Origin of the sequence: Cupriavidus oxalaticus, assembly GCF_016894385.1 — a bacterium.
GTDB lineage: Bacteria > Pseudomonadota > Gammaproteobacteria > Burkholderiales > Burkholderiaceae > Cupriavidus > Cupriavidus oxalaticus.
Map to the genome: position 1 here is coordinate 2,390,193 of NZ_CP069812.1, position 25,339 is coordinate 2,415,531.

A 25,339-nucleotide genomic window follows, 5' to 3' on the forward strand; every position below is an offset into this window, starting at 1 on the left:
CCATTTGTATTGTCAATGTCTTGTTGTTGTCCGGGTGCGGCGCTAGTCCACTAGGCTTGCGCCGCGAAATGCTCCGCCATCCATGCCGGCGGCTGGTGCGTGCGCAGGCGCGGGCCGGCGCTGAGCAACTGGCTGTGGATGTCGCGGCCGACCAGCTCGGGCAGGCCGGCCACCGCGTCGAGCAGCGCACCGAGGTTGACGCCGGTCTGCACGCCCATGCAGTCGAACATGTGGACCAGGTCCTCGGTGCTGACGTTGCCGCTGGCGCCGGGCGCGTACGGGCAGCCGCCAAGGCCGCCGGCGGCCGCGTCGAAGCGGGTCACGCCGGTCTCCCAGGCCGCCAGCGCATTGGCCAGGCCCATGCCGCGCGTGTTGTGCAGGTGGATGGTCAGGCCGGTGCCGGGCAGTGCTGCCTGGAACCGCTCGCACAGCGCGGCCACTTGCGTGGGATAGGCCATGCCGGTGGTGTCGCACAGCGTGATGCCCGCCGCGCCGGCTTCGGCAAAGCGCGTGGCCAGCGCCATCACCGCGTCGGTTTCGACCTCACCCTCGAAGGGGCAGCCGAACACCGTCGACAGCGAGATGTTGACCGGCACGCCCGCCGTGCTGGCGGCGTCGATCATCGCCAGCAACTGCGCCTGCGATTGCTCGCGCGTCATGCGGAGGTTGGCGCGGTTGTGGGTCTCGCTGGCCGACATCACCAGGTTGACCTCGTCCGGCCGGCACGACAGCGCGCGTTCCAGCCCGCGCAGGTTGGGCACCAGCACGGTGTAGCGCACGCCGGGATAGCGCTGGATCTGGTGCATCACCGCTTCGGCATCGGCGAGCGCGGGGATGGCGCGCGCCGACGTGAACGAGGTGGCTTCGATGCGGGCGAAGCCGCAGGCCGACAGCGCGTCGACGAAGGCGACCTTGCCGTCGGTGGGCACCACCACCGGCTCGATCTGCAGGCCGTCGCGCGGCGCGACTTCATTGATTTCGACGCGGGCCGGGCCGCGCAGTTGAGCGGCGGCGCTCATGCGATCACCTTGCGCGCGCGCAGGTCGGCGATAGCAGCGTCATCAAAGCCCGCCTGCTTCAGCACGGCATCGGTATGCTCGCCCAGCGTGGGCGCGCGGTCGTGGATGCCGCCCGGGCTCGCCGACAGCCTGGGCACCACGCCCGGCACTTCCACGGTCAGGCCACCGGCCGAGGTCACCGACTCGATCACGCCGCGGGCCCGGTAGTGCGGATCCTCGGCGATGTCCTTGACGGTATAGATCCGGCCCGACGGCACCTGCGCCTCGCGCAGCACCGCCAGCACCGATTCCACCGTCTGCGTGCGGGTCCAGTCGGCGATGGCGGCATCGATCTCGTCGACACGTTTCACGCGGCCGTCGTTCTGCGCCAGCGCCGGGTCATCGGCCAGGTCGGGCCGGCCGATGGCCAGCATCATGCGCTTGAAGATGGCATCGCCGTTGGCCGCCACCAGCACGTATTCGCCGCTGCTGCAGGGATAGGCGTTGGACGGGGCGATGCCCGGCAGCGCGCCGCCGGCGGGCTGGCGCACCGCGCCGAAGGCGGAGTATTCCGGCAGCAGGCTTTCGCTCAGGTTGAACAGCGATTCGTACAGCGCCACGTCGATCACCTGGCCCTCGCCGCCGCGCGCATCGCGCTGGTACAGCGCCAGCAGCACGCCCATGGCCCCGTGCAGCCCGGCGATGGTGTCGCCCAGCGACAATCCGGCGCGCACCGGCGCGCGGCCCGGCTCGCCCGTCAGGTGACGCAGTCCCGCCATGGCCTCGGCCACCGCAGCGAAGCCCGGCTCGTCCTTCCTGGGGCCGGTCTGGCCGTAGCCCGACACGCGCAGCATGATCAGGCGCGGGTTGTCGGCATGCAGCACGTCCCAGCCCAGGCCCCATTTCTCCATGGTGCCGGGGCGGAAGTTCTCGATCAGCACATCGGCCTCGGCGGCCAGCTTGCGCACCAGCGCCTGCCCTTCCGGCTGGCGCAGGTCGATGCAGATCGATTCCTTGTTGCGCGACTGTGCTTCCCACCACACCGACGTGCCCTCATGCAGCATGCGCCATTTGCGCAGCGGGTCGCCCTGCCCGGGCGGTTCTACCTTGATGATGTGGGCGCCGAAATCGGCCAGGGTCTTCGCGGCAAAGGGGCCGGCGATAAGTTGTCCGAGTTCGAGGACGCGGATGCCCTCGAGGATCTGTTGCGCCATGGCGTGTCTCCGTGCAATGCGGGGGATTTGTTGCGCTGCGGAAATCCGATCTGGTGATCGATACCGCCGCGTCTGTCATTGGCACGGAGTGTGCCCGAGCGAGGGGCGAGCCAGGAATCGGCAATCGGAGAAGCGGGTTTTCTCGGAACGCGAAAGGCTCCACGGTCGTTCCCGCGCAGGCGGGAACCCAGTGACTTTAAAAAAGACGCTGGATTCCCGCCTGCGCGGGAATGACGGTGGTATTGGATCCCCTGCCTGGCAAAGCGCAGACGGCCTCGATGCAACGGCCTCAGAACGGCGCCTTGTCCCCGCACAGATGGGTGATCAGCAGACGCGCCGACACCGTCAGGCCCGCCGGGTCGCGCAGCCCGATCAGCAGCGAGCGGCGCGCCCACGCATCCTGCAGCGACACCAGCGACAAACCCATCGACTTGACATGCGGCTCGGCCGCGATGCGCGGCAGCACGCCCACGCCGAGGCCGGCCATCACCATGCGGCACATGGCGTCGAAGCTGCGCACCTGGATGCGCAGCCGGAACGGCCGGTCGAGCCGGCTGCTTTCCTCGAGCAGACGCGCCGCCAGCGAGGTTTCCTGCGGCAGGCTGACGAAGTCGAATTCGAGCGTATCGGCATACCGTACCGGGCCGCGCGCAGCCAGCGGATGGTTGGGCGGCGTGATGATGACCAGTTCGTCCTGGCGGTACTCGACCGTCATCAGCCCCGCCGCCGGCGTGCGGTCGGCAAAGATGCCGACATCGGCGCGGTTCTCCACCAGCGCGGCGACGATGTCGCGGCTGTTCTGCTCTTCCAGCTCGATGCGGATGGTGGGATGGCGCTGCATGAACGACGCCAGGTCGTCCGGCAGGAACTGCGTGATCGCCGACGTGTTGGCGCAGACGCGCACCTGCCCGCGCACGCCGGACGCATAGTCCGACATCACGCCGGCCATGCGCTCCACATCCTGCAGGATGGTCAGCGCGTGGTGGAAGCAGGCCTGCCCGGCCTCGGTCAGCTGCACGCCGGCGGCATGGCGGAAGAACAGCGGCGCGCCCACCGCGGTCTCAAGGTCCGAGATGCGCTTGCTGGCGGCCGCCACGGCCAGGTGCGACTGGCGCGCGCCGGCCGAGATGCTGCCTTGGCGCGCCACGGCGACGAACAAGCCAAGCGTGACGAGATCGAAGCGGGCCAGGTTCATGGGGCAGGCAGACGCGGAAAAGTCCGGCGCGGGCATGCCGCCCCGCGCCGCAGGGATCAGAGAGTGCGGCGGTCCATCACCGCGCGCGCGATAGTGCCGGCATCGACGTATTCCAGCTCGCCGCCGACCGGCACGCCGCGCGCCAGGCGCGACACCTTGAGGCCGCGCGCCTTGAGCATTTCGCCGATGTAGTGGGCGGTGGCCTCGCCTTCGCTGGTGAAGTTGGTGGCGACGATGACTTCGCCGACCGGGCCGCCCAGTTCCGGCTCGGTGGCGCGCGCCAGCAGCCGGTCCAGGTGGATCTCGCGCGGGCCGATGCCGTCCAGCGGCGACAGCCGGCCCATCAGCACGAAGTACTTGCCGCGGTAAGTCAGCGTCTGCTCGATCATGACCTGGTCGGCCGGCGTTTCCACCACGCACAGCAGCGCAGCGTCGCGGCGCTCGTCCAGGCAGGTCTCGCAGATTTCCTGCTCGGTGAAGGTGTTGCAGCGCTGGCAGTGGCGGATATGGTCCGCCGCGCCGCGCAGGGCGTCGCCCAGTTTGCGCGCGCCCTCGCGGTCGTGCTGCAGCAGGTGGTAGGCCATGCGCTGGGCGGACTTGGGCCCGACGCCCGGCAGCACCCGCAGCGCCTCGACCAGCGCCTGCAGCGAAGTCGGCGCGGAACCCTTCACACCGGCTTTCACGCCTGCCTTCAGAACGGCAGCTTGAAGCCGGGGGGCAGCGGCAGGCCCGAGGTCATCGAGCCCATCTTCTCCTGCGTGGTGGCCTCGGCCTTGCGCACGGCATCGTTGAAGGCGGCGGCGACCAGGTCTTCCAGCAGGTCCTTGTCCTCGCCCTCGGCCAGCAGGCTGGGGTCGATGGTGACGCGCTTGACGTCGTTCTTGCAGGTCATGACCACCTTGACGAGACCGGCGCCGGACTGGCCCTCGACCTCGATCTGGGCCAGCTGCTCCTGCATCTTCTTCATGTTTTCCTGCATCTGCTGGGCTTGCTTCATCAGCCCGGCGAGTTGACCTTTCATCATGATGGAACGCTCCTGGATTCGGTAAAAAATTCGGTGGTGGAAATTCGTGGCGGATGGCGCGGACTGGGGCCGTCAAGCCGCGCGCGGCTGGATCGAGCCCGGCACGATCTGGCCGCCAAAGTCGCGCAGCAGCCCTTGCACAAACGGATCGGCCTCGATCGCGGCCTCGGCTTCGCGCTGGCGCTCGGCGCGTGCCTGGGCATCGGCCGCCGCCGCGGTGACAGCGACCGCGCCGACCTCGCACAGCACGCGCACCGGCTGGCCGAAGTGGTCGCACAGCACCTGCTGCAGGCGTTCGGCAACGCCGTTCTCGCCGAGGGCGGCCACCGGGATGCGCAGGTTGAAGATATTGCCGACCACCTGCGTCAGTTCGCTCTGGTACGCCAGCTGTTGCGCCAGGCCCTTGAGCGGCAGGCCGACAGCCAGCGCCGGCCAGTCGCCGGTGAAGACCGGCGGCGAGCCGTCTTCGCCCGCTGCGGGCGGGCGTGGCGCGACGAGCTTCGCGCCCTCGGCCGATGCGGCAGGCGCGGCGGCCTCGGCTTCGCGCACGGGGGCGCTGGCGGGCCTGGCCGCGCCGTTGCGTGGATTGACACGTGCCGGCGGCTCGCTGAAACCGTTGTCGCCGAAGCCGTTGTCCCGCTCGTCCGCACGGAAACCCGGGTCGCTGTCATAGGGACCGATGACCGGCAAGTCCGGCGGCAGATCTTCCCATGGCGGCACATCGCTGCCGCCGGACATCTCCCACGGCGGTACCGATTCGGGTTCAGGCTGGCGCGCGGCCAGGGCCGGCCTGGCGGGCGCTGCCGGGGGCTGCGGCACAGTACGCTGCGCCGGTGCCTGGGCTTGCGCGGGCGGCTGCGGGGCCGGCCGGGCCGGCGCCGCGGCGGGACGGCTCACGGCAGCAGCACCCGGCGCGCGCAACGGCTGCGCGGGCGGACGCTGCGCGGGAGCCGCTGCGGCGGCGGGCGCGGCAGGGGGCGGGGCATTGCGCGCGCCCCCGCGCGCGGATGCGGCACGTGCGGCCGCCAGCGCGGCACGCGCCGGCGACATGGCAGCATCGGGCGCGGGCCGCGCCGGTGCGGCTGGCGCAACAGGCGCAACAGGCGCAACAGGCGCAACAGGCGCTGCGGGCTGGGCCGCTGGTTCGGAGACGGGTGCCGGTACGGCCGGCTTTGCCGCCGCCGGCATCGGCACTGCTACAGCAGCTACAGGGGCTGGTGCGGCTGGTGCGGCTGGTGCGGCCGCCACGGCGGCATGCCGGGCCGTGGCCGGATCGGCCGCCAGCGCCGCACTACGCGGCCGCGACGGCGCGGCGCCGCCGCCCTGTCCCTGCGCCACGGTCGGCGGCGTCGGCTCCGGCGATGCCGACGGCCGGAACGCCAGCATGCGCAGCAGCGTCATGGTGAAGCCGGCGTACTCGTCCGGCGCCAGCGCCAGTTCATTGCGGCCGAGGTTGGCGATCTGGTAGAACAGCTGCACTTCCTGCGCGTCGAACACGCCGGCGAGGCGGCGCACATCGTCCGCCTCCGGCCATTCGTCCTGCACCGAAGCCGGCACGGCCTGCGCCAGCGCGACCTTGTGCAGCAGCGAAGCCAGGTCCTGCAGCGCGCCGGCAAACGACAGGCTGCGGTCGGCCATGGCATCGGCGATGCCCAGCATGGCGGCGCCATCCTCGGCGGCGAGCGCATCGAGCAGCTGCACCAGGTAGCCCTGGTCGATCGCGCCCAGCATGCCGCGCACCGCTTCCTCGGAGACCTGCCCCGCGCTGTAGGCGATGGCCTGGTCGGTCAGCGACAGCGCATCGCGCATCGAGCCGTGCGCGGCCTGCGCCAGCAGCCGCAGCGCGTTGCCGTCATGGCCGATGCCTTCCTGCGCCAGGATATGGTCCAGGTGCGAGACGATATGCCCCGGCGGCATCTGCTTGAGGTTGAACTGCAGGCAGCGCGACAGCACCGTGACCGGGATCTTCTGCGGGTCGGTGGTGGCGAGGATGAACTTGACGTGCCCGGGCGGCTCTTCCAGCGTCTTCAGCATGGCGTTAAAGGCGTGGTTGGTGAGCATGTGCACTTCGTCGATCATGTAGACCTTGAAGCGCCCGGTGCCGGGGGCGTAGACCGCCTTGTCGAGCAGCTGCGCCATCTCGTCGACGCCGCGGTTGGAGGCGGCGTCCATCTCGATGTAGTCGACGAAGCGGCCGCTGTCGATCTCGGTGCAGGCCTTGCACACCCCGCATGGCTGGGCGGTGATGCCGCCGTTGCCGTCAGCGCCGGTGCAGTTCAGGGCCTTGGCCAGGATCCGCGACAGCGTGGTCTTGCCGACCCCGCGCGTGCCGGTGAACAGGTAGGCGTGGTGCAGCCGCTGCTGTTCCAGCGCGTGCGTGAGCGCGCGGACCACGTGCTCCTGGCCGACCAGCGTGGTGAAATCCCTGGGGCGCCATTTGCGCGCTAGAACTTGATAACTCATGGCGGCGATTGTAGCAAATGGCGACCGCCCCCAGCCCGCCGCAGGGCCGGAGTTTGCGGCCTGGAGCGCAGGCCTGCCAGCGGCGCCGCGCCGCTGACGGGTTTCAGGCGCGGGACGGCTTCAGCCGCATTCGCCCACGTAGCCGCAATTGGCGCATTTCGCACAGCCGTCGACCTTGTGCAGGGCGTGCGCGCCACACTCCGGGCAAGGCTTGCCGGTGCCCACGCCGGGGACGGCCACGCCGGCGCCGGCCTGGACCGCGATCCCGGCCTCGGCGGCCGCCGCCCCGCCGCCGTCGCGCTGCGCCAGCCGGGCCGCCAGCGCCGTCACCGGCACCTGCCCGCCTTCCGCATCGAGGAAGCCGCGCTTGATCAGGATGCGCTGCAGCGCGTAGCCGAGCGCCGCCACCTCCGAGTCATGGAAGCGCGGCACCTCGGTGCCGTCCTGCCGCACCAGCGAGCCATAGCGCACGGTGCCCTTGTCCCACACCACGTTGCGCATGTCGGCCAGCGCCTTGGCGACCGAGCCGCCCGAGCGCGCCACCATCGACAGCAGCCGCATGGTCGAGGTGATCCACTGCTGGCCCTCGCTGCGCTGCCCCGCCGGCATGAAGAACTCCACCGGCCGCTCGATCGCCACGGGCCTGCCGTCGGCGACGCCCGCCACGCGCATGAAGTTGACGGTCAGGTAGACGGTCTTGTGGCCTTCGTAGGTCAGGTATTCGACCTTGGAGGTCACCCCCTCCAGGTCGCCGACCGGCCGGCTGTTGAACGGGCGCACCAGCGGGTTGTCGTCGGCCACCGCCGCAGGCGCTGCCGCCGGGGCATCGACCGACAGCACCGCGCCAAGCACCGAATTGGGGCGATAGGTCGCCAGCCCCTTCAGCCCCGCCTGCCAGGCCTCCAGGTACAGGTGGCGGAAGGCCTCGTACGGATAGTCCTCCGGCACGTTGACGGTCTTGCTGATGCTGGTGTCGATATACGGCTGCACCGCTTCCAGCATGCGCATATGGTCCAGCGCCGACATCTGCAGCGCCGTGACAAAGCTGTCCGGCAACTGCGCCATGTCGGCGCCCATGTGACGGTAGAGGCGCCAGGCGTGGTCCGCCACCTCGAACGCGCGGTAGCTGTTGTCCGGCATCCGCTTGCGGCGGTTGTAGGTCCAGGAGAAGGCCGGCTCGATGCCATTGGAGGCATTGTCGGCAAAGGCGAGCGTGATCGTGCCGGTCGGCGCGATCGACAGCAGGTGCGAATTGCGCAGGCCATTGCGCGCGATGGCATCGCGCACGGCCTGCGGCAGCCGGCTGGCGAAGCCGCTCTGCAGGTAGGCGTCGACATCCAGCAGCGGAAAGGCGCCCTTCTGCGCCGCCAGTTCGGTCGAGGCCAGGTAGGCCTCGTCGCGCATGCGCTCGGCAATGCGCGCCGCCAGTTGCCGCGCCGGCTCGGTGTCGTAGCGCAGGCCCAGCATCACCAGCGCGCTGCCCAGTCCCAGGAAGCCCAGGCCGACGCGGCGCTTGGCGTGGGCCTCGGCCTGCTGCTCGGGCAACGGCCAGAAGGTCACGTCGAGCACGTTGTCGAGCATGCGCGTGGCCACGCGCACCACTTCGGCAAAGGCATCGAAGTCGAATTCGGCCTGCGGCGAGAACGGCTGGCGCACGAAGCGCGTCAGGTTGATCGAACCCAGGCAGCAGCAGCCATACGGCGGCAGCGGCTGCTCGGCGCAGGGATTGGTGGCCTCGATGCGCTCGCAGTAATAGAGGTTGTTGTCGGCGTTGATGCGCGACAGGAACAGGATGCCAGGCTCGGCGTGGTCATAGGTGGCCTGCATCACCTGGTCCCACAGCTGCCGCGCCGGCAGGCGGCGGTACACCCACTGGCCGTCGTCGCGGCGGTAGGCGCCGGCGGCGATCATGTCGGCGCCGGGCTCGGCTTCATGGATCAGCTCGACCTCGCCGTCGGCCTGCACCGCGCGCATGAATTCGTCGGTAACGCCGATCGAGATATTGAAGTTGGTGAGATCGCCCTTGTCCTTGGCGTGGATAAAGCTCTCGATATCCGGATGGTCGCAGCGCAGCACGCCCATCTGCGCGCCGCGGCGCGCGCCGGCGGATTCCACCGTCGCGCACGAGGCATCGAATACCTTCATGAACGACACTGGCCCCGACGCGCGCGAATGCGTCGCGCGCACCAGCGCGCCAGCGGGCCGGATCGCCGAGAAGTCATAGCCGACGCCGCCGCCGCGGCGCATGGTCTCGGCCGCCTGCGCCACCGCGGCGTAGATGCTGGGCCGGCCGTCGCGCGCTTCCGACACCGAGTCGCCCACCGGCTGCACGAAGCAGTTGATCAGCGTGGCCTGGATACCGGTGCCGGCGGCGGAGTTGATGCGCCCGGCCGGCACGAAGCCGTTTTCCTGTGCCCACAGGAAGCGCGCGCTCCAGGCCTCGCGCTCGTCCTCGGGTTCGGCCTGCGCCAGCGCACGCGCCACGCGCTGCCTGACGTCGGCAATGCTGCCTTCTTCGCCCTTGGCGTATTTTTCGATCAGGACTTCGGTGGAGATTTCCTGCGGCGCCATGGCACCGTGAATGATCTGGTCGTTTGCGTTCATGTCTGGGCTCACCACGCTCCGTGGTTGGGTGAATCAGGGGATCCGGGACGCGCATCGCCGGCGCGCCGCGCCGCTGCAATGCGACGGCCTGTCATGGTCGGGCCAGCGCGGCCCGCACTGCCTGCGCCAGATCAAGCCGGTGCCTTGCCGCATGCAATGACCCGTGGCGGACAAGGCAATTCGACGCGATGCCTCGGACTAGGTTACAATGCCGCTCGGACGGGCCTCCTCGCATGGTGGCGCGGTCAACCTGGTCAGGTCGGGAACGAAGCAGCCACAGCCGTTTTCCACCAGTGCCGAGGGTCAGGCTCGTCCACCTTCCCGCTATCCCTCCTGCTTCACCCTTCCACCGCTTCACCCCACGCTTACGCGAGCAGCTTTCCGCATCGGCATGCGCACGCGGCTTGCAGCGCAGTTCCTGCCACTTTAGTACAGCATGCCGGCTTGGGTGCGCCGCACACGGCGCACCCACGGCCCATTCTGCGCCGATTTGCGGAAGCTGTCCGGCGCGGTCTCCACTCAGAACAGCGAACCCTGCTGCGTCAGCATCGGCGGCGCCAGCCGCTCGGCGGGAATCCATTCGCCATCCGCGGTGGCCACGCCAGCCTCGATGCGCTTGCCCGGGAACAGCGGCGCGACCGCCGCCACGTAGCGCCCCAGCTGCGCGCGATAGGCCGCGTGCTCCTGCGGCAGCAGGCGCAGCTTGTAGTCGACGATGACGACGCGGTCGTCGAATTCCACCAGCCGGTCGATGCGCAGCAGCCGGCCGCGCGCGTCATACAGCTCGACTTCATTGCGCGCGCTGCCGGCCTCGTCCGACGACAGCAGCGGCGCCAGCGCCGGCGCGCCCAGCATCACGCGCACCGCTGCCAGCGCCTCATCGACCTGATCGCGCCACGCCTGCCGCGCCTCGGCGGTATGCGCGCGGGTGAGCGGGAACCAGCGCAGCACCGTATCGATGTCCGGAATGCCGGCGAAGGCTTCCGGATAGCGCGTCAGCCGCTCCAGCAGGGCATGCACCAGTTCGCCGTGGCGAGCCGCCGCGGCGTTGAAGACGATGCCGTCGTCTTCCGACGGCTCTTCATCGGACTGCGCGTCGTCCTCGAACGATGGCAGCGCCCCGGCATCGCGGTAGCGCAGGCGGAAGTCGGTGAAGCGCACCGGCTCGCTCAGGCGCGCCAGCATGGGCGCCTCGCTGTCGGCCGCTTGCGCCAGGTGTTCCGGGTACGCGGGCAACACCTCGCCCACACCCGCGCCCTGCAGCCGCACGTACCAGCTGCCGGCGATCTCCGCATTGTTCTCGCTGGCGCCGGCGCGGCTGGTGCGGCCCTTCACGCCGCTGACCAGCAGGCCTTGCTGTGCCCGCGTCATGGCAACGTACAGCAGGTTCCAGTTCTCGCGCTCGCCCAGCGCGGCCTCGGCCTCGAACATCGGCGCGCGCGCCAGTCCGCGCTCGCTGCGCTTGCCATATGCCGAGAAATGCCGCGGCACCGGCGACGACGGCGGCCAGTCGACCAGGATCCCGCCCCTGTCCGCGGCGGGATCGCTGTGGTTGGCATCGAGCAGCACCACGAACGGCGCCTCCAGGCCCTTGGCCGCATGCACGGTCAGGATGTGGACCGCATCGAGGCCGGCGAAGGCGGCATCGTCCTCGGCCGGCTCGATGTCTTCGGCGTTGTCGCCCATGCCGCCTTCGTCGGGGCTTTCGCCCTCGTCGCCACGGCGGATTTCCTGCAGCTCGTCGATGAACTTGGGCAGGCTCGGATAGCGGCCGCCGTCGAGGTCGAGCGACAGCTTCAGGAAAGCGTCGAGATTGGCCAGGACCTGCTCGCGGATATCCGGCGGCGCGGCTTCGGCATAGCGGCGCCGGACTTCGCCGCCGTGGAAGATCTGGTCGATCAGGTCGTGCACCGGCTGGTGCGGCGCGACGCGCAACCACTGGCGCAGCCGCGGCACGCCTTCGCGCAATGCCTCCGAGACGTGCCCGGGCAGGCCGCTGGCTTCGATGCGCGCCCACCAGCCGCCCTCGCCTTCCAGCTGCGCCAGGACCAGCAGGTCATCGTCGGTCGCGCCGACCAGCGGGCTCTTGAGCACGTGGGCGAGATCGAGGTCGGACTCCGGTGTCATCAGGAAGGCCAGCAAGGCCGACAGGTCCAGCGCTTCCAGCGTGGCCAGCAGGCCGCCGCGGCGCGGGCTCAGGCATGGGATGCCGGCCTCGCGCAGGGCACGCTCGTAGTCGGCGAGGTGGGTCTTGCGCCGCACCAGCAGGTGCATGTCGCTCCAGCGCGCGGGACGTGTGGCGCCGTTCTCGTGGACCGGCACGGTGTCGCGCACATGGCGCAGCCACGCGGCCACGCGCCGGCCTTCTTCCAGGCGCAGCGAATCGCCGGACTGGCGGCGCGGCTGCAGCAGCGTGTCGCGGTGTGTGGCGTCGTCCCCGGCCTGTGCTTCCGGTTCGTTGTCGCTGTCGCCTGCCTTGTCTTCTGCGGACTCCACCAGCGGCAGCAGCCACACCGGACCGCCACCTTCAGCAAGCGCCGAGGTCTGCGTCTCGTACAGCGGGTAGCGCCCCTCGACGCGCGCCGCGTCGAACACGGCATTGACCCAGTCCAGCACCTCGGCGCGATTGCGCCGCGTGCGGTTGGTGCGCAGCACCGTCGCCCCGAACGCATCGCGCAGCATCTCGCCGGCGGCGCCGAACAGGCGCGCGTCGGCGCGGCGGAAGCGGTAGATCGATTGCTTGGGGTCTCCCACCAGGAACACGGTCGGGCGCTCGCCCAGGCCCGCGTAACCGGCCAGCCAGCCCTGCAGGATGCGCCACTGCAGCGGGTTGGTGTCCTGGAATTCGTCGAGCAGCAGGTGGCGGTAGCGCGCATCGAGCCGCACCTGCAGGTAGGTCGCGGTCTCTTCATCGGACATCAGCTGTGCGGCCTGCCACTCCAGGTCGGCAAAGTCCATCGCGCGCTGTTCCTGCTTGTGCTGCTGGTAGCGCGTCAGCAACGCGTCGCCGATGCAGAACAGCGCCTGGTTGATGGCGAGCACCGCGGCCTCGCAGCAGCGGGCGCTGATCTCGTCGAGCATCGCGCAGATGGAAGCGTGCTGGTCGAGCAGCGTGTCGACCATGCCCTCGCCGCCCGCGGCCTTGACGAGGGCGTTGGTCCGGCGCAGCGAGCGCGGCTCGCCCGTGGTGGTGAAGAACGCCGCGCGCAGTTGCGCGAATACGCGTTCGGCGGCCTTGCCCGGCGCCGCGCCGGCTTCGCGCCAGGCGGTGATGGCCATCAGGGCGTCGGTGATGCGCGTGGCATGGGTCTGCTCGGTCTTGCCGCCGCCGCCCAGGCGCAGCGCCAGCGTCTCGCAGGCATCGCGCCAGCCTTCGTCGGCCAGCGCCTGCAGCAGCACGTCACCCTGGGCGTCTTCACCCAGGCAGTCGGACAGCGCCTGCAGCGGGCTGCCGCCCTCCTGCATCGCCCACCATTCGCTGCGGGCATGGAACATGGCGTCGAGCAGCGCGCGCGCCTGGAAGTCGCCCACGGTGTCGACCAGCGTTTCCCAGGCGGCGCGCAGGTCGGCGTACTGCGGCGTCGCCAGCGCGCGCCAGACCGGCGCCCACGCTTCGCGCTTCATGCGCAGCGCGTCTTCGCGCAGCGACGCGCCGGGCACGATGCCCGATGCCAGCGGTGCGCCGCGCAGCAGCGTGCCGAACCAGCCGTGGAAGGTATCGATCGCCATGCGTCCGGGCGCGGCCAGCACCTGCGCATGCAGGCGGCGCGCACGCGGCAGCGCCTCGCGCGCGGCTTCCGGGCTGAGGCCGCGCTGCACCAGCGCGGCGATGACGTCGTCGTCGGGATCGCGCGACAGTTGCGCCAGCGCTTCCAGCAGGCGGTCGCGCATCTCTTCGGCGGCCTTGCGCGTGAAGGTGATCGCAAGGATCTCGTGCGGCGCGGCGCCGGCCAGCAGCAGGCGCACCAGGCGCGCCACCAGCAGCCAGGTCTTGCCGCTGCCGGCGCAGGCCTCGACCACGACCGAGCGCGCAGGATCGCAGGCCGCACGCGTGAACTCGGCCTCCGACACGGGATGACCATCGCGCTGGTAGGGCTGGACCTGGGTATTGAGCGGATCGTGGACCATCATGTTTTCAGCACCGGCACGGCGGTGGATTCCCAGAAGCCCTTGCGGCACAGGCCGCGGGCGGTGCAATACACGCAGGCCGAGGCATCGCCGAACGCGGGCAGCCTGGCCCCCTGGCGCAGCCGCATCACGTCATGGCGCATCTGCCGCTCGAGCCAGGTGACGGCGGCCTGGAAGTCGGGCAGCCCGACCTCGCGTTGCGCCGCCGCCGAGGTGTCGCGCGCGCTTTCCTTCGCGCCTTCCAGCGACACCCAGCTGCCGTCCACCGCATCGGCGCGCAACAGCCCGTAGAACGGCAGCTGGCAATCCTCCTCGACCTCGGCCAGCTTGCGCTTGAGCCGCGTGGCACTCTGCGTCTTGTAGTCGAGCACGGCATGCGCGCCGTCCGGCCCCTGGTCGAGGCGGTCGATGCGTCCGGTCAGCCGCAAGGGCTGGCCGTCGGGCATGGGCAGGTCGATGCCGGCATCGAGCTCGCCGCCGCGCCAGAACCAGCCCTCGGCCTCGCGCGCCGACTGCCACGCGACATACGAGGGCAGCACCTCGCACCAGCGCCGGTAATAGGCAATGGCATTGCCGTCCTCGGCCATCAGCGCGCCGAACACATCGTCGGAGATCTCGCGCAGCCGCGCCAGGCGCTGGTCTTGCGACAGCGTCTCGCCGCGCTCGCGCCGTGCGTGCAGGTCCTTGTGGTAGCGCAGCAGCACGCGGTGCAGGTGCTCGCCGATCTCGCGCTTTTCCAGTTCGTCGCTGACGGTCTCCAGACCCGCCAGGCCGAGCATGCGGCCGGCGAAGAACTGGTACGGGCAGCGGCGCAGCATGTTGTAGGCCTGCGCGCTCCAGCGCTGCGGCACCAGCTCCGGCAACGCGGAGGGCGCGGGCATGCCTTGCGGTTCCGCGAAGGTTTCGTAGGCCTGCGGCACGGCGTTGCCGTCGATGATGACGCCGCTGCGCGCGCAGCACGCCGCCAGCCGCTCGATCCAGCCCGACACGTGGTGCGGTTCGCCGCGGCCGCCGTAGCGCTGCCAGGTCATCACCACATCGGCGTTGTTCAGCAGCACCTCCGCCAGGTCGCGTGCCTGCTGGGCGAAGCGCGCCTCGCGATCCTCCAGGTCCAGTTCGCGCCGCATCTGGTTGGAGAAGAACATCAGCTCCGCCGCGCTCGACGGCAATTGCGCATCGTCGCAACCCACGATCACCACGCCCTCGAAACGGCGCATGCGCGCGCCGTTCAGCGGCAGGATGGTGATGCGCGCCGGGCCGCTTGCCGAAGGCTCCTTGTATGCGACCGATTCGAGCAGCGCCGACAGCATGGCGCGGAATTCGCCCTGCGACAGCGTGGCATGGCCGCCGGTTTCGTCCTGAGGCAACTCCTGCAGCCGCGCCAGTGCATCGAGCAACTGGCTGCCCGCATCGTCGGCTGCCAGCGCGGCGCGCATGCCGAGGCCGTCGAGCATGCCGTCGAGGCGCTCCAGCCACGTCGCCAGCGGATGCTGCGCCAGGCCGCGCGGCCAGCGTGCCGCCTCGTCGGCCAGCAGCGCGACCAGCGCCCGGGCGGCGCGACGCGGCGCCTCGGCTGCCTCCTCCTCGTCGCTGCCAGGCTCGGGCGCGCTGGTCGGTGCGCTGCCGAACAATTGCCGCAGGCGCGGCCAGCCGCCGGTAATACCCTCGCGCCGCACCTGGCGCTCCAGCAGCGCGATGGCGGCGCCGCGCTCGGCGAAGCCGGGCAGGCAGAACGGGCTTTTCAGCAGGTCGAGCAGTGCCGCGGTATCGCCGTCGCGCACCAGCAGGTCGAACCAGCGCATCAGCGCCGCGGCCGCGCGCGTGGTCGACAGCTTCCAGCCGGTCTCGTCGCGCACCGGGGCACCGGCACGTGCCAGCAGCGCGCGCGCGCGCCGCGCCACCACGCGGTCATGGGCCACCAGCGCGACCTGGCGGCGGCCCTCGTTGAGCCATTGCACAAGCTGCGCCGCTGCGGCCGCGGCTTCGTCCTCGAAGCGCGCGCTGCCGATTACGCGGATGGCCGGGCGTTGCCCGGGCAGTGCCGGCATGGCGGGCGGTGGCGTAATGACATCGGCATTCTCGGCGATCCGTGCCTCGGGCCACAGCGACAGCAGCGTCTGGTACCAGTCGGCATCGGCTTCGCCCTGCCCTGCCCAGTCGTACCCGACCTGCAGCACCGGCACCAGTTCGGCGGCATCGCGCAGGAACGCGGCTTCGAGCGGCGCAGGGGGTGTCGGCGCGATCCACACCACCGGGCCGCGCAGTTGCTGCGACAGTTCGCGCAACGCGCGGCGCCGCGCCGGCAGCGGATCGTCGGGCCCGGACAGCGCCTGCCAGAATGCCAGCACGATGCGCGCCTCTTCACCGAGGAAGCGTTCGGACAGGTGCGAGTAGGTCCGTTCCAGCGCGCCCTGCAGCAGCGCGGCGCGGTCGTCGCCGTCGATGTCGTCGTCATCGCGGATGGCGGCGTCCTCGAGCCAGCGCGCATTCAGCTCGTCGCAAATCGCAAGCAGCGTCTGCGACAGGCCCCACGCCGCGGTCTCGTTCTGCGCGCCAAAGGCGCGGCGCAGCCAGTCTTGCCCGCGCACGGCCTGCTGCACCGCCAGCAAACGCGCCGCATGGCTGCGCACCGGGGTGCCGTCCGGCGGCAGGTCGAGCAGCCAGTGGCCCAGCGTCAGCACGCGCGGCAACAGGCGCGGCCGTCCGGCCGCACGGGCGGCGGCGTCGAGCGCCTCGCGCACGCCCGGAATCTGCGCCGCGGTCGGCACCACCACGTGCGCGCCGGCTTCGGGCGCGCCGCAGCGGTCCAGGAAAAACCAGGCAGCGGTGGCCGCCTGCTCGAGGAAATCAGGGCCGGGGCGGAAACTTAGCGACGTCATGGGCTCGTGGGCCGCAGCGCGGCATGGCTGCGGTAACTGCGTCGGTCGGGAAAGACGTCAGGGAACAAGGCAAAGAGAATACCGGACGCCGCCGGCCAGCACGGCGGGCGGCGATTCATGGAAGGGCCCGGTGCGCGGCGCGCGGAGCCGTTCGCGATCGGGCAGGCCGCTCAGTGCGTGCCGCCCTCCAGCCGGGCGCGGATCTCGCGCGCGGTTTCGAGCAGGCCCTCGTAGCCGGAGCGCGCATGCTCGGGGAGGTCCGGGTCGCCTACCAGGGTACCGAGCGTTTCGATGATGCTGTAGACCAGGCCCTTGGCGGCGCCGCTGGCAATGCTGTTGGTTTCGACCGCGCTGCTGAGATGGTCCAGCGCATCGCTCAGGTGGTCCACGTCCGGCGCCTGGCCGGACTCGGGCTGGGTAGGCTTGCGGGGATCGGTGTTCATATCGATGACCTTGTCGATGGCCTTCTCGGGAGAGCAGGGTTCATGAGGGTCGGCCGGCCGGTGCGCGGGCCGTGGACTCTCTTCTATTCTACGCGCACGCAACGCGGATCCGGCACTGCGCGGCGCCCGCATGTGCATGCCATGGCACCCACGCCGATTGCCTGAATCTCTTGGCGCGATTGAAAATAAGCATTTCTACTAATCACCCGATTGCAGCAGAATCATTACCGTTGCCGGCGACGTTTTCAGCCCCGTGTCAGTGCCGGTCTTGAAAATCGGCAAACTGGTAACATATCGCCAGCAACGGGCGCGGCTGCGGCCGCCAGAGCCAGCCGGCAGGCGGCAAAGGCGTCCCCGGCGGGTCCGCGCAATCTCGTGTAAGGTTACGGTTCTGCCCTACCCAGTTTCCCGGCCTTCAACATAAACAGAGCGAAACCAGAGGTTTTCCGCCATGAGCGAACAAATCAAGTATGTGAGCGACGCCTCCTTCGACGCCGACGTCCTCCAGTCCGACAAGCCCGTCCTGCTCGATTTCTGGGCGGAATGGTGCGGCCCCTGCAAGATGATCGCCCCGATCCTGGACGAAGTCGCCAAGGACTATGGCGACAAGCTGCAGGTCGCCAAGATCAACGTCGATGAAAACCAGCAGGTTCCGGCCAAGTTCGGCATCCGCGGCATCCCGACGCTGATCCTGTTCAAGAACGGCGCGGTCGCGGCCCAGAAGGTCGGCGCGCTGTCCAAGTCGCAACTGACGGCGTTCCTCGACGGCAACCTGTAAGCTGCGCGCCGGAGCGAAACCAACCGCTCCGGTTTTGTCACGATCCGACGTGCGTGCACCACACCCTGGCGCACCGGTCGGATTGTGCTAAGATGCCACCAACAACTCCCCGAGCGTTCGCTCATTTTTCCCCCTTCTCTTTCAGTCTCGCCCGTCCGGGCAAATCTGTACCCCTCGTCTATGCACCTGACAGAACTCAAATCGCTTCACGTGTCTGCGCTTCTCGAAATGGCGGCAACGCTCGAGATCGACAACGCACAGCGGATGCGCAAACAGGAACTGATGTTTGCGATCCTGAAGAAGCGCGCCAAGATGGGCGAAACCATCTTCGGAGACGGCACGCTGGAAGTTCTGCCCGACGGCTTCGGCTTCCTGCGCTCGCCGGAGACTTCGTACCTGGCCAGCACGGACGATATCTACATCAGCCCGTCGCAGATCCGCCGCTTCAACCTGCATACCGGCGACTCGATCGAAGGCGAAGTGCGCACGCCCAAGGACGGCGAGCGCTACTTTGCGCTGGTGAAGGTGGACAAGGTCAACGGGCAGCCTCCCGAAGCGGTCAAGAACCGCATCATGTTCGAGAACCTGACGCCGCTGCACCCGAACCGGCCGCTCACGCTCGAGCGCGACATCAAGGCGGAAGAGAACATCACCGGCCGCATCATCGACATGATCGCGCCGATCGGCCGCGGCCAGCGCGCGCTGCTGGTGGCCTCGCCCAAGTCCGGCAAGACCGTGATGCTGCAGCACATTGCACACGCGATCGCGAACAATCATCCGGAAGCCGACCTGTTCGTGCTGCTGATCGATGAGCGCCCGGAAGAAGTGACCGAGATGCAGCGTTCGGTCCGCGGCGAAGTGGTGGCGTCCACCTTCGACGAACCGGCCATCCGCCACGTGCAGGTCGCCGAAATGGTGATCGAGAAGGCCAAGCGCCTGGTCGAACTGAAGCGCGACGTGGTGATCCTGCTGGACTCGATCACGCGCCTGGCGCGCGCCTACAATACGGTGGTGCCGGCCTCGGGCAAGGTGCTGACCGGCGGTGTCGACGCCAATGCGCTGCAGCGTCCGAAGCGCTTCTTCGGCGCCGCGCGCAACCTGGAAGAAGGCGGTTCGCTGACCATCATCGCCACCGCGCTGATCGAAACCGGCAGCCGCATGGACGACGTGATCTATGAAGAGTTCAAGGGCACCGGCAACATGGAAGTGCACCTGGAACGCCGCCTGGCCGAGAAGCGCGTCTACCCGTCGATCAACCTGAACAAGTCCGGCACGCGCCGCGAAGAACTGCTGATCAAGCCGGAAATCCTGCAGAAGATCTGGGTGCTGCGCAAGTTCATCTCCGACATGGACGAAGTGCAGGCCATGGAGTTCATCATGGACAAGATGAAGGCCACGAAGAACAACGCAGAGTTTTTCGATATGATGCGCAGAGGCGGCTAAGCCTCGCTGCGGCGTACCGCTCAAGGACACGCCGCAAGACGAACAAAAGGGCGTGCCACGGCACGCCTTTTTGTTGTCCGATGGGTTTCCTATGCTCGGCAAACTGACTGCATTCCTGCGCACCCGCTCCAGGGCCCGCAAGCTGGAGCACTACGCGATCCCCGATGACCTGTGGGAGCGCAGCATCGCTACGCTGCCGTTCGTGCAGCGCTACAGCAGCGAAGACCTGGCCGCGCTGCGCGAGCTGGCCACGCTGTTCATCGCCGAGAAGGAATACTCGACCGCGCACGAGCTGCCGCTGGCCGACGACATGGTCGTCAGCGTCGCCGTGCAGGCATGCGTGCCGATCCTGAAGCTTGGGCTGGCGTGGTACCGCGGCTGGCACGGCATCGTGCTGTATCCCGGCGAATTCATCATCCGCCGGACCGTGCAGGACGAGATCGGCCTGGTGCACGGCGTGGTCGAGGAAGCCAGCGGCGAAGCCTGGGAACATGGCCCCGTGATCCTGTCCTGGCCGGACGTGCATACGCCGGGCGCCGGCATCGACAGCGAACACGAGTTGCCGGCCGACACCTACAACGTGGTCATCCACGAGTTCGCCCACAAGCTGGACATGCTCGACGGCGAGCCGGACGGCGTGCCGCCCTTCTCGCGCGTGCTGCATCCGGATATCGATGCGCAAGCGTGGGCGAAAACCTTCCTCGCCGAATACGACCGCTTTGCAGAGGCCTGGGAGGCACGCCACGAGTCGGACTGGGAGCATCCCGAACGGCTGCCCCCGGCGCTGCGCATCATTGACCCCTACGGGAGCGAGGCCCCCAGCGAGTTCTTCGCCGTGACGTCGGAAGCATTTTTTGTCGAACCCGGGGGACTGGCCCGCCATTGGCCGGCTGTCTACCAGTCGCTAGCGTCTTTTTACCGCCAGGATCCCGCTGCGAGGTGAATAAAATGGGAATAAAAAGGGCATAGCCAGCCACAGGGCAGGCGGTTCGCGGACATGACTTTCCCCTTCCCCAAGTTATTGTTTTTCTGCCATAATCCTTGTTTGCCCGTTACCGGCAAGTGGTTCGTTCGTCGACGCGTCGTGTTTTCAGCGGTGGATTCAGCTGCAAAGCGCAGCAGCAAAGCGCGGATCGCAACGGACTGGCTACCCAACCAGAAAGGACTCATCATGAAAGAAGGCATTCACCCGAATTACCGCGAAGTCGTGTTCCAGGACATGTCCAGCGACTTCAGCTTCATCACCCGCTCGACCATCCAGACCAAGGACACGGTCGTGAGGGACGGCAAGGAATACCCGCTGGCCAAGATCGAAGTCTCGTCGGAATCGCACCCGTTCTACACCGGCACCCAGAAGATCATGGACACGGCCGGCCGCGTCGAGAAGTTCCGCCAGAAGTTCGGCAGCAAGCTGGGCAAGGTCGCGAAGTAATCGCTTTCGGCGAACCCCGCTTCGCGCGGCCGGCGGACACATGCTCCGGGCCGGCGCGAACCAGCAAAGAGGCAGCATCGGCTGCCTCTTTTCTTTTGTGCCCGCCGTTTGCGTGCCATCGGCCGAGCGGCGCCGGCACTGTTGTATCCACCGGAATCCCTCACCCGCGTGAGGCTTCTACGGCATGTCACGGCCCTCGCGGCCGCCGCATGCGCGATACTGTGGCCTTCGCGCCATTGCGCCACGGCCCGACCTGAGCATCGATGCGTCAAGCCAATACCTCACCCGTCCAGTTGACCGCTGCCGCGACCGGCGCCCTGCCGCGCGCCCTGCTGCTGGCGATCTGCATCATCTACGGCCTGGTCGGCCTGTTCGGCCGCGATCCGTGGAAGAACGAGGACGCCGCCGGCTTCGGCGTGATGTGGCAACTGGCCACCGGCGGCCTGCATGACTGGCTGATGCCGAACATCGTCGGCCGGCCGTTCACGGAGGACGGCCCGCTGGTGTTCTGGATCGGCGCGCTGATGATCCGCGGCTTCGGCGGCTGGCTGGGACCCACCGACGCCGCGCGCCTGGCCACCGCCCTGTTCTTCTTCTCGACCTGCGCCTGCATCTGGTACAGCACCTACCTGCTGGGCCGGCGCGACGAGGTCCAGCCGTTCGCCTATGCGTTCGGCGGCCAGCCCAATGCGCGCGACTATGGCCGCACGCTGGCCGACGGCGCGCTGCTGATCTTCCTGGCCTGCGTCGGCCTGGCCATGCGCGGACACGAGACCACGCCGCAGGTCGGCCAGGTGGCCTTTATCGCGCTGGCGCTGTACGCGCTGGTGCGCAGCCTCGACAAGCCGCTGATGGGCAGCCTGGTCTATGGCGCCGCGCTCGGCGGCCTGGCGCTGGCCAGCGGCCCCATCCTGCCGCTGGCGCTGCTGTTCGGCACCGCCGTCTGCGCGCTGGCGTGCAAGCCGCTGCCGTGGCAGCGGCTTGCCGCCATCGGCATCCCGCTGGCGTTGCTGATCGTCGCGGCCTGGCTGGCCGCGGCGTATTTCGGCGCGGCGGACCGCACCGAGGCCGTCACCTTTATCCGCGAATGGGCGCGCTACGACCGGCGCAACTATGGTTCGCCGAACATGCAGACGTTCGGCTTCAACATGCGCAACCTGTTCCTGTACACGTGGCCGGTCTGGCCGATCGCGGCATGGGCATGGGTTGCCTGGGCCGGCATGCGCCGTGCCGCCCACGTGGCGATGCCGCTGGCGCTGCTGCTGCCGGTGGTGGTGCTGCTGTTCCTGCAACGCAGCGGCGGCGACGTGCAGTTCATCCTGCTGCTGCCGCCGATGGCGGTGCTGGCGGCCTTCGCGCTGCCCACGCTGGCGCGCGGCGTGATCAACGCGATCGACTGGTTCGCGCTGCTGTTCTTCACCATCTTCGGCGGCACGGTCTGGTTCATGTGGATCGCCAAGACCACCGGCTGGCCGCCGCGCATCGCGCGCAACGTGTTCCGCCAGCTGCCCGGCTACCAGCATGAGTTCACGATCACCGCGGTGCTGATCGCGCTGGCAGCCACCATTGCCTGGGTGCTGGTCGTGCGCTGGCGCCTGTCGCGCGCGCCCAAGCAGATCTGGCGGCCGGTGGTGATCTCGGCCGCCGGCACCACGCTGATGTGGGTGATGGCGATGACGCTGTGGTTGCCGTCGATCAACTACGGCAAGACCTACCGCGACGTGGCCCAGGCCGCGGCGATGGCGCTGCCGCCGGCATACCGGTGCGTGCAGCCGATCCGCATGGGCGACGCGCAGCTGGCATCGTTCGCCTACTTCGGCCATATCCGCTTTGGCGGCCCCAGCGACGGCTGCGACGTGCTGCTGCGCCACGATGCGGTGGACTACGGCGAGCCCGGCAATATCTCGCATTTCGAATGGCGGCTGATCTGGGAAGGCCGCCGTCCCGCGGACCGCGACGAGCGCTTCCGCATGTACCGGCTGGTCGATACCGCGCGCGCCGTGCACCCGCGCCCTGACCTGCCCCGCCGCCGCCTGCCGCGGCAGCCCTGATCCACCACCGGGACGAGCCCCGCAGCGCACCGCAGCGCCATCGAACCATTCCGGCCGCAGGCGGCTGCGGGCATCGTGCCCGGCCTACGCCCCTGATATTGCCCCTGAGGCCTGAATGACCCTGCTCCAAGACCTTCGCCGCATCTTCGGCCTGGCCGCGCCGGTACTGGCCGGCCAGCTGGCCGTGATCGCCTTCGGCGTCATCGACACCGTGATGGCCGGCCGCGCCTCCGCCACCGACCTCGCCGCCGTCGGCCTGGGCGGTTCGATCTACATCACCGTCTATATCAGCCTGATGGGCGTGCTGCAGGCACTGGCGCCTGTCGCCGGCCAGCTCTATGGTGCCGGCCGCGTCGAGGCGATCGGCGCCGAGGTGCGGCAGGCCGCGTGGCTCGGTGCCGCGCTGGCGCTCCCCGGCGTGCTGCTGCTGGCCTTCCCGGCGCCGCTGCTGGCCTTCGCCAAGGCGCCGCCCGAGCTGGTCGACAAGGCCACGGCTTACCTGCATTTCGGCGCCTTCGGGCTGCCCGCGGCACTCGCCTTCCGTATCTATTCGGCGCTCAACAACGCGATGTCGCGCCCGATCATGGTCACGATGCTGCAGGTCGGCGGACTGGCGCTGAAGATCCCGCTCAATGCCTGGTTTATCCACGGCGGCCTGGGTGTGCCCGCCATGGGTGGGCCCGGCTGCGGGCTGGCCTCGACGCTGATCAGCTGGACGTGGTGCATCGCCGGGCTGCTGATCCTGCGCTACAGCGCCGCCTACCGGCCGCTGCGGATCTTCGCCGCCTGGAGCTGGCCGGCAGCGGCGCCGCTGCGCGCGCTGCTGCGCCTGGGCGTACCAATGGGGCTGACCTACCTGATCGAGATCACCTCGTTCACGCTGATGTCGATCTTTATCACGCGGCTGGGCACGGTCACGCTGGCGGGGCACCAGATCATCGCCAACCTGGGCGCCGTCGCCTACATGCTGCCGCTGTCGCTGGGCATCGCCACCTCGACGCTGGTGGCGCAGCATATCGGCGCACGCGACCTCGCCGGAGCCAGCCGCATTGCCTGGCGCGGCATCCGCGCGGCCGTGGCTCTGGCCATGCTGACCGGCGTGCTGCTGTGGCTGCTGCGCGAGCCGATCCTGCACGCCTATGCGAGCGACCCCGCCGTGGTGGCGGCCGCGCTGCCGCTGGTGCTGTTCGTGGCCTTCTACCAGGCGTTCGATGCCGTGCAAGTGCTGACGGCGTTTATCCTGCGCGCCTACAAGATCGCGGTGATTCCGACGCTGATCTATGCGGGATCGCTGTGGGGCATCGGGCTGGGCGGCGGCTATGTGCTCGGGTTCGGACTGATCGAAGGCCTGCCGGCATTCACGCACGGGGCCAGCGGGTTCTGGCTGGCCAACAGCATAAGCCTCGCCATTGCCGGCGGATTGCTGGTGCGGTATTTCGCGCGGGTAAGCAGCGCCGACGTGAAGCACTGAACCCTGCGCTAAGCGCCTGCGCTTGCCGCAGGCGCGCCACGCTACCGATGTGGGTGAAAATCCTGGAGCAGAAAAGAAAAACGCCCGCTTGCGCGGGCGTTTAATTTGGCGGAGTGGACGGGACTCGAACCCGCGACCCCCGGCGTGACAGGCCGGTATTCTAACCGACTGAACTACCACTCCTTAGTCGGCTGCCACCTCGAGCAACGCTCTTGGCGACGCGCTGGACGTTTGATTACGCCCTGCTATTTTGGCGTCCCCTAGGGGATTCGAACCCCTGTACTCACCGTGAAAGGGTGATGTCCTAGGCCTCTAGACGAAGGGGACAGAAACTTGTTTTACAACGCGTTTTCTGTCTTGCGCTGGAAAGTCCGAGATTCTAACAGACTTTTTCGCGCCTGGGAAGCATCTTTTTTTGACGCCTCCCGAATCCTTGGTGGAGCTAAGCGGGATCGAACCGCTGACCTCTTGCATGCCATGCAAGCGCTCTCCCAGCTGAGCTATAGCCCCATACGGGTAACTGCCTGATACTGCTTTCGCGGCTTTCACAAACTGCTGTGTTTGCAGCGAAGTTAGGATTATATATCGATTTCGGCAACGATTGCAACATTTTTTACTGTTGCCGCGGCGATTATCAACATAATCCCTCACACTAAAAGAAAAACCCGCATGGCGATTAACCATGCGGGTTTAGTTTTGGCGGAGTGGACGGGACTCGAACCCGCGACCCCCGGCGTGACAGGCCGGTATTCTAACCGACTGAACTACCACTCCTTAGTCGGCCGCCACCTCGAGCAAAGCTCTTGGCGACGCGCTGGACGTTTGATTACGCCCTGCTATTATGGCGTCCCCTAGGGGATTCGAACCCCTGTACTCACCGTGAAAGGGTGATGTCCTAGGCCTCTAGACGAAGGGGACAGAAACTTGTCTTTCAACACGTTCCGTCTGGCGCCACCCGATACTGACTGGATGCCACCTGAATCTTGGTGGAGCTAAGCGGGATCGAACCGCTGACCTCTTGCATGCCATGCAAGCGCTCTCCCAGCTGAGCTATAGCCCCATGGTACTGCCATTTACTGCAACTTGCGTTATTTTCGCTTGATTTAACTACCGTTTCAAGCGAAGCCAAGATTATATATGAACCGTTAATCTTTGCAAGCTCCCCTTTTAACTTTTTCGCTTCTCTCTTTGCTTTCGAAAAGCACCGAAACCGCGA

Annotated in this window: 16 protein-coding genes, 6 tRNA genes and 1 other RNA gene; 7 read left to right on the forward strand and 16 right to left on the reverse strand. The window is 68.4% G+C overall.

Features of this window, described 5'->3' with window-relative positions; genetic code table 11:
• Nucleotides 1–50: 50 nt before the first annotated feature.
• The 7 genes from JTE92_RS23425 to JTE92_RS23455 form a co-directional block, all read right to left on the reverse strand.
• Nucleotides 51–1,019, reverse strand: coding sequence for a hydroxymethylglutaryl-CoA lyase (locus JTE92_RS23425; protein ID WP_063238138.1), 969 nt, complete (start codon nucleotides 1,017–1,019; stop codon nucleotides 51–53).
• Nucleotides 1,016–2,212 carry a CaiB/BaiF CoA transferase family protein gene (locus JTE92_RS23430; protein WP_063238139.1) on the reverse strand — a complete coding sequence of 399 codons (1,197 nt, stop codon included), beginning with the start codon at nucleotides 2,210–2,212 and terminating at the stop codon, nucleotides 1,016–1,018. The genes JTE92_RS23425 and JTE92_RS23430 overlap by 4 nt, the downstream gene beginning before the upstream one ends.
• A gap of 289 nt (nucleotides 2,213–2,501) precedes the next feature.
• Nucleotides 2,502–3,407: a LysR family transcriptional regulator gene (locus tag JTE92_RS23435; RefSeq protein ID WP_063238140.1), complete on the reverse strand. Its 906-nt coding sequence runs from the start codon at nucleotides 3,405–3,407 to the stop codon at nucleotides 2,502–2,504.
• Nucleotides 3,408–3,463: 56 nt separating this feature from the next.
• On the reverse strand, nucleotides 3,464–4,078 hold the full coding sequence (recR, locus tag JTE92_RS23440; protein ID WP_063238141.1) for a recombination mediator RecR: 615 nt from the start codon (nucleotides 4,076–4,078) through the stop codon (nucleotides 3,464–3,466).
• A gap of 20 nt (nucleotides 4,079–4,098) precedes the next feature.
• Nucleotides 4,099–4,431 (reverse strand): YbaB/EbfC family nucleoid-associated protein, encoded by a 333-nt coding sequence (locus tag JTE92_RS23445; RefSeq protein ID WP_012353187.1) that lies wholly within the window; start codon nucleotides 4,429–4,431, stop codon nucleotides 4,099–4,101.
• Nucleotides 4,432–4,503: 72 nt separating this feature from the next.
• Complete coding sequence (locus tag JTE92_RS23450) at nucleotides 4,504–6,894, reverse strand: DNA polymerase III subunit gamma/tau (RefSeq protein ID WP_063238142.1); 2,391 nt, start codon at nucleotides 6,892–6,894, stop codon at nucleotides 4,504–4,506.
• A gap of 120 nt (nucleotides 6,895–7,014) precedes the next feature.
• The gene (locus tag JTE92_RS23455) at nucleotides 7,015–9,498 is read right to left on the reverse strand and encodes an adenosylcobalamin-dependent ribonucleoside-diphosphate reductase (RefSeq protein WP_063238143.1); all 2,484 of its coding nucleotides are present in this window, start codon (nucleotides 9,496–9,498) and stop codon (nucleotides 7,015–7,017) included.
• 218 nt (nucleotides 9,499–9,716) lie between these two features.
• Between JTE92_RS23455 and ffs the strand changes: the two genes are divergently transcribed.
• An RNA gene (ffs, locus tag JTE92_RS23460) (signal recognition particle sRNA small type) lies at nucleotides 9,717–9,815 on the forward strand.
• Nucleotides 9,816–10,017: 202 nt separating this feature from the next.
• Here ffs and JTE92_RS23465 read toward each other — a convergent pair.
• The 3 genes from JTE92_RS23465 to JTE92_RS23475 all read right to left on the reverse strand — a co-directional run bounded on the left by JTE92_RS23465 (nucleotide 10,018) and on the right by JTE92_RS23475 (nucleotide 16,948).
• The gene (locus JTE92_RS23465; protein ID WP_063238145.1) at nucleotides 10,018–13,629 is read right to left on the reverse strand and encodes a UvrD-helicase domain-containing protein; all 3,612 of its coding nucleotides are present in this window, start codon (nucleotides 13,627–13,629) and stop codon (nucleotides 10,018–10,020) included.
• Entirely contained in the window at nucleotides 13,626–16,505 is a 2,880-nt protein-coding gene (locus JTE92_RS23470) for a PD-(D/E)XK nuclease family protein (protein ID WP_063238146.1), read from the reverse strand. The genes JTE92_RS23465 and JTE92_RS23470 overlap by 4 nt, the downstream gene beginning before the upstream one ends.
• A 170-nt stretch (nucleotides 16,506–16,675) precedes the next feature.
• Nucleotides 16,676–16,948, reverse strand: a complete 273-nt coding sequence (locus JTE92_RS23475) for a hypothetical protein (protein WP_063238147.1) — start codon at nucleotides 16,946–16,948, stop codon at nucleotides 16,676–16,678.
• 451 nt (nucleotides 16,949–17,399) lie between these two features.
• Here JTE92_RS23475 and trxA point away from each other — a divergent pair, with 451 nt between their 5' ends.
• The 6 genes from trxA (at nucleotide 17,400) to JTE92_RS23505 (ending at nucleotide 24,123) form a co-directional block, all read left to right on the forward strand.
• A complete protein-coding gene (trxA, locus tag JTE92_RS23480) occupies nucleotides 17,400–17,726 on the forward strand; it encodes a thioredoxin TrxA (protein WP_029046118.1) in 327 nt (108 codons plus the stop codon).
• Nucleotides 17,727–17,906: 180 nt separating this feature from the next.
• Nucleotides 17,907–19,169 carry a transcription termination factor Rho gene (rho, locus tag JTE92_RS23485; protein WP_042886485.1) on the forward strand — a complete coding sequence of 421 codons (1,263 nt, stop codon included), beginning with the start codon at nucleotides 17,907–17,909 and terminating at the stop codon, nucleotides 19,167–19,169.
• Nucleotides 19,170–19,260: 91 nt separating this feature from the next.
• On the forward strand, nucleotides 19,261–20,112 hold the full coding sequence (locus tag JTE92_RS23490; protein WP_063238148.1) for a M90 family metallopeptidase: 852 nt from the start codon (nucleotides 19,261–19,263) through the stop codon (nucleotides 20,110–20,112).
• A gap of 228 nt (nucleotides 20,113–20,340) precedes the next feature.
• Entirely contained in the window at nucleotides 20,341–20,601 is a 261-nt protein-coding gene (locus tag JTE92_RS23495; RefSeq protein ID WP_063238149.1) for a type B 50S ribosomal protein L31, read from the forward strand.
• A gap of 263 nt (nucleotides 20,602–20,864) precedes the next feature.
• Nucleotides 20,865–22,652, forward strand: coding sequence for an ArnT family glycosyltransferase (locus JTE92_RS23500; protein ID WP_063238150.1), 1,788 nt, complete (start codon nucleotides 20,865–20,867; stop codon nucleotides 22,650–22,652).
• A 115-nt stretch (nucleotides 22,653–22,767) separates the two neighbouring features.
• Nucleotides 22,768–24,123 (forward strand): MATE family efflux transporter, encoded by a 1,356-nt coding sequence (locus JTE92_RS23505; protein WP_063238151.1) that lies wholly within the window; start codon nucleotides 22,768–22,770, stop codon nucleotides 24,121–24,123.
• A gap of 106 nt (nucleotides 24,124–24,229) precedes the next feature.
• Here JTE92_RS23505 and JTE92_RS23510 read toward each other — a convergent pair.
• From JTE92_RS23510 to JTE92_RS23535, 6 genes are all read right to left on the reverse strand, one after another.
• Nucleotides 24,230–24,306, reverse strand: a tRNA-Asp gene (locus tag JTE92_RS23510).
• A 68-nt stretch (nucleotides 24,307–24,374) separates the two neighbouring features.
• Nucleotides 24,375–24,450, reverse strand: a tRNA-Glu gene (locus JTE92_RS23515).
• 107 nt (nucleotides 24,451–24,557) lie between these two features.
• Nucleotides 24,558–24,633 (reverse strand) — tRNA-Ala (locus JTE92_RS23520).
• A gap of 187 nt (nucleotides 24,634–24,820) precedes the next feature.
• Nucleotides 24,821–24,897, reverse strand: a tRNA-Asp gene (locus JTE92_RS23525).
• A gap of 68 nt (nucleotides 24,898–24,965) precedes the next feature.
• Nucleotides 24,966–25,041, reverse strand: a tRNA-Glu gene (locus JTE92_RS23530).
• 66 nt (nucleotides 25,042–25,107) lie between these two features.
• Nucleotides 25,108–25,183 (reverse strand) — tRNA-Ala (locus JTE92_RS23535).
• Between the last annotated feature and the right edge of the window lie 156 nt (nucleotides 25,184–25,339).

Bases quoted from the DNA above. Each gene is read 5' to 3' on its own strand.
- JTE92_RS23500 (WP_063238150.1), top strand. From the start codon at position 20,865: ATGCGTCAAGCCAATACCTCACCCGTCCAGTTGACCGCTGCCGCGACC.
- JTE92_RS23435 (WP_063238140.1), bottom strand. From the start codon at position 3,407: ATGAACCTGGCCCGCTTCGATCTCGTCACGCTTGGCTTGTTCGTCGCC.
- JTE92_RS23495 (WP_063238149.1), top strand. From the start codon at position 20,341: ATGAAAGAAGGCATTCACCCGAATTACCGCGAAGTCGTGTTCCAGGAC.
- JTE92_RS23475 (WP_063238147.1), bottom strand. From the start codon at position 16,948: ATGAACACCGATCCCCGCAAGCCTACCCAGCCCGAGTCCGGCCAGGCG.
- JTE92_RS23490 (WP_063238148.1), top strand. From the start codon at position 19,261: ATGCTCGGCAAACTGACTGCATTCCTGCGCACCCGCTCCAGGGCCCGC.
- JTE92_RS23465 (WP_063238145.1), bottom strand. From the start codon at position 13,629: ATGATGGTCCACGATCCGCTCAATACCCAGGTCCAGCCCTACCAGCGC.
- JTE92_RS23425 (WP_063238138.1), bottom strand. From the start codon at position 1,019: ATGAGCGCCGCCGCTCAACTGCGCGGCCCGGCCCGCGTCGAAATCAAT.
- JTE92_RS23445 (WP_012353187.1), bottom strand. From the start codon at position 4,431: ATGATGAAAGGTCAACTCGCCGGGCTGATGAAGCAAGCCCAGCAGATG.
- JTE92_RS23470 (WP_063238146.1), bottom strand. From the start codon at position 16,505: ATGACGTCGCTAAGTTTCCGCCCCGGCCCTGATTTCCTCGAGCAGGCG.
- JTE92_RS23455 (WP_063238143.1), bottom strand. From the start codon at position 9,498: ATGAACGCAAACGACCAGATCATTCACGGTGCCATGGCGCCGCAGGAA.
- JTE92_RS23430 (WP_063238139.1), bottom strand. From the start codon at position 2,212: ATGGCGCAACAGATCCTCGAGGGCATCCGCGTCCTCGAACTCGGACAA.
- trxA (WP_029046118.1), top strand. From the start codon at position 17,400: ATGAGCGAACAAATCAAGTATGTGAGCGACGCCTCCTTCGACGCCGAC.
- JTE92_RS23505 (WP_063238151.1), top strand. From the start codon at position 22,768: ATGACCCTGCTCCAAGACCTTCGCCGCATCTTCGGCCTGGCCGCGCCG.
- rho (WP_042886485.1), top strand. From the start codon at position 17,907: ATGCACCTGACAGAACTCAAATCGCTTCACGTGTCTGCGCTTCTCGAA.
- JTE92_RS23450 (WP_063238142.1), bottom strand. From the start codon at position 6,894: ATGAGTTATCAAGTTCTAGCGCGCAAATGGCGCCCCAGGGATTTCACC.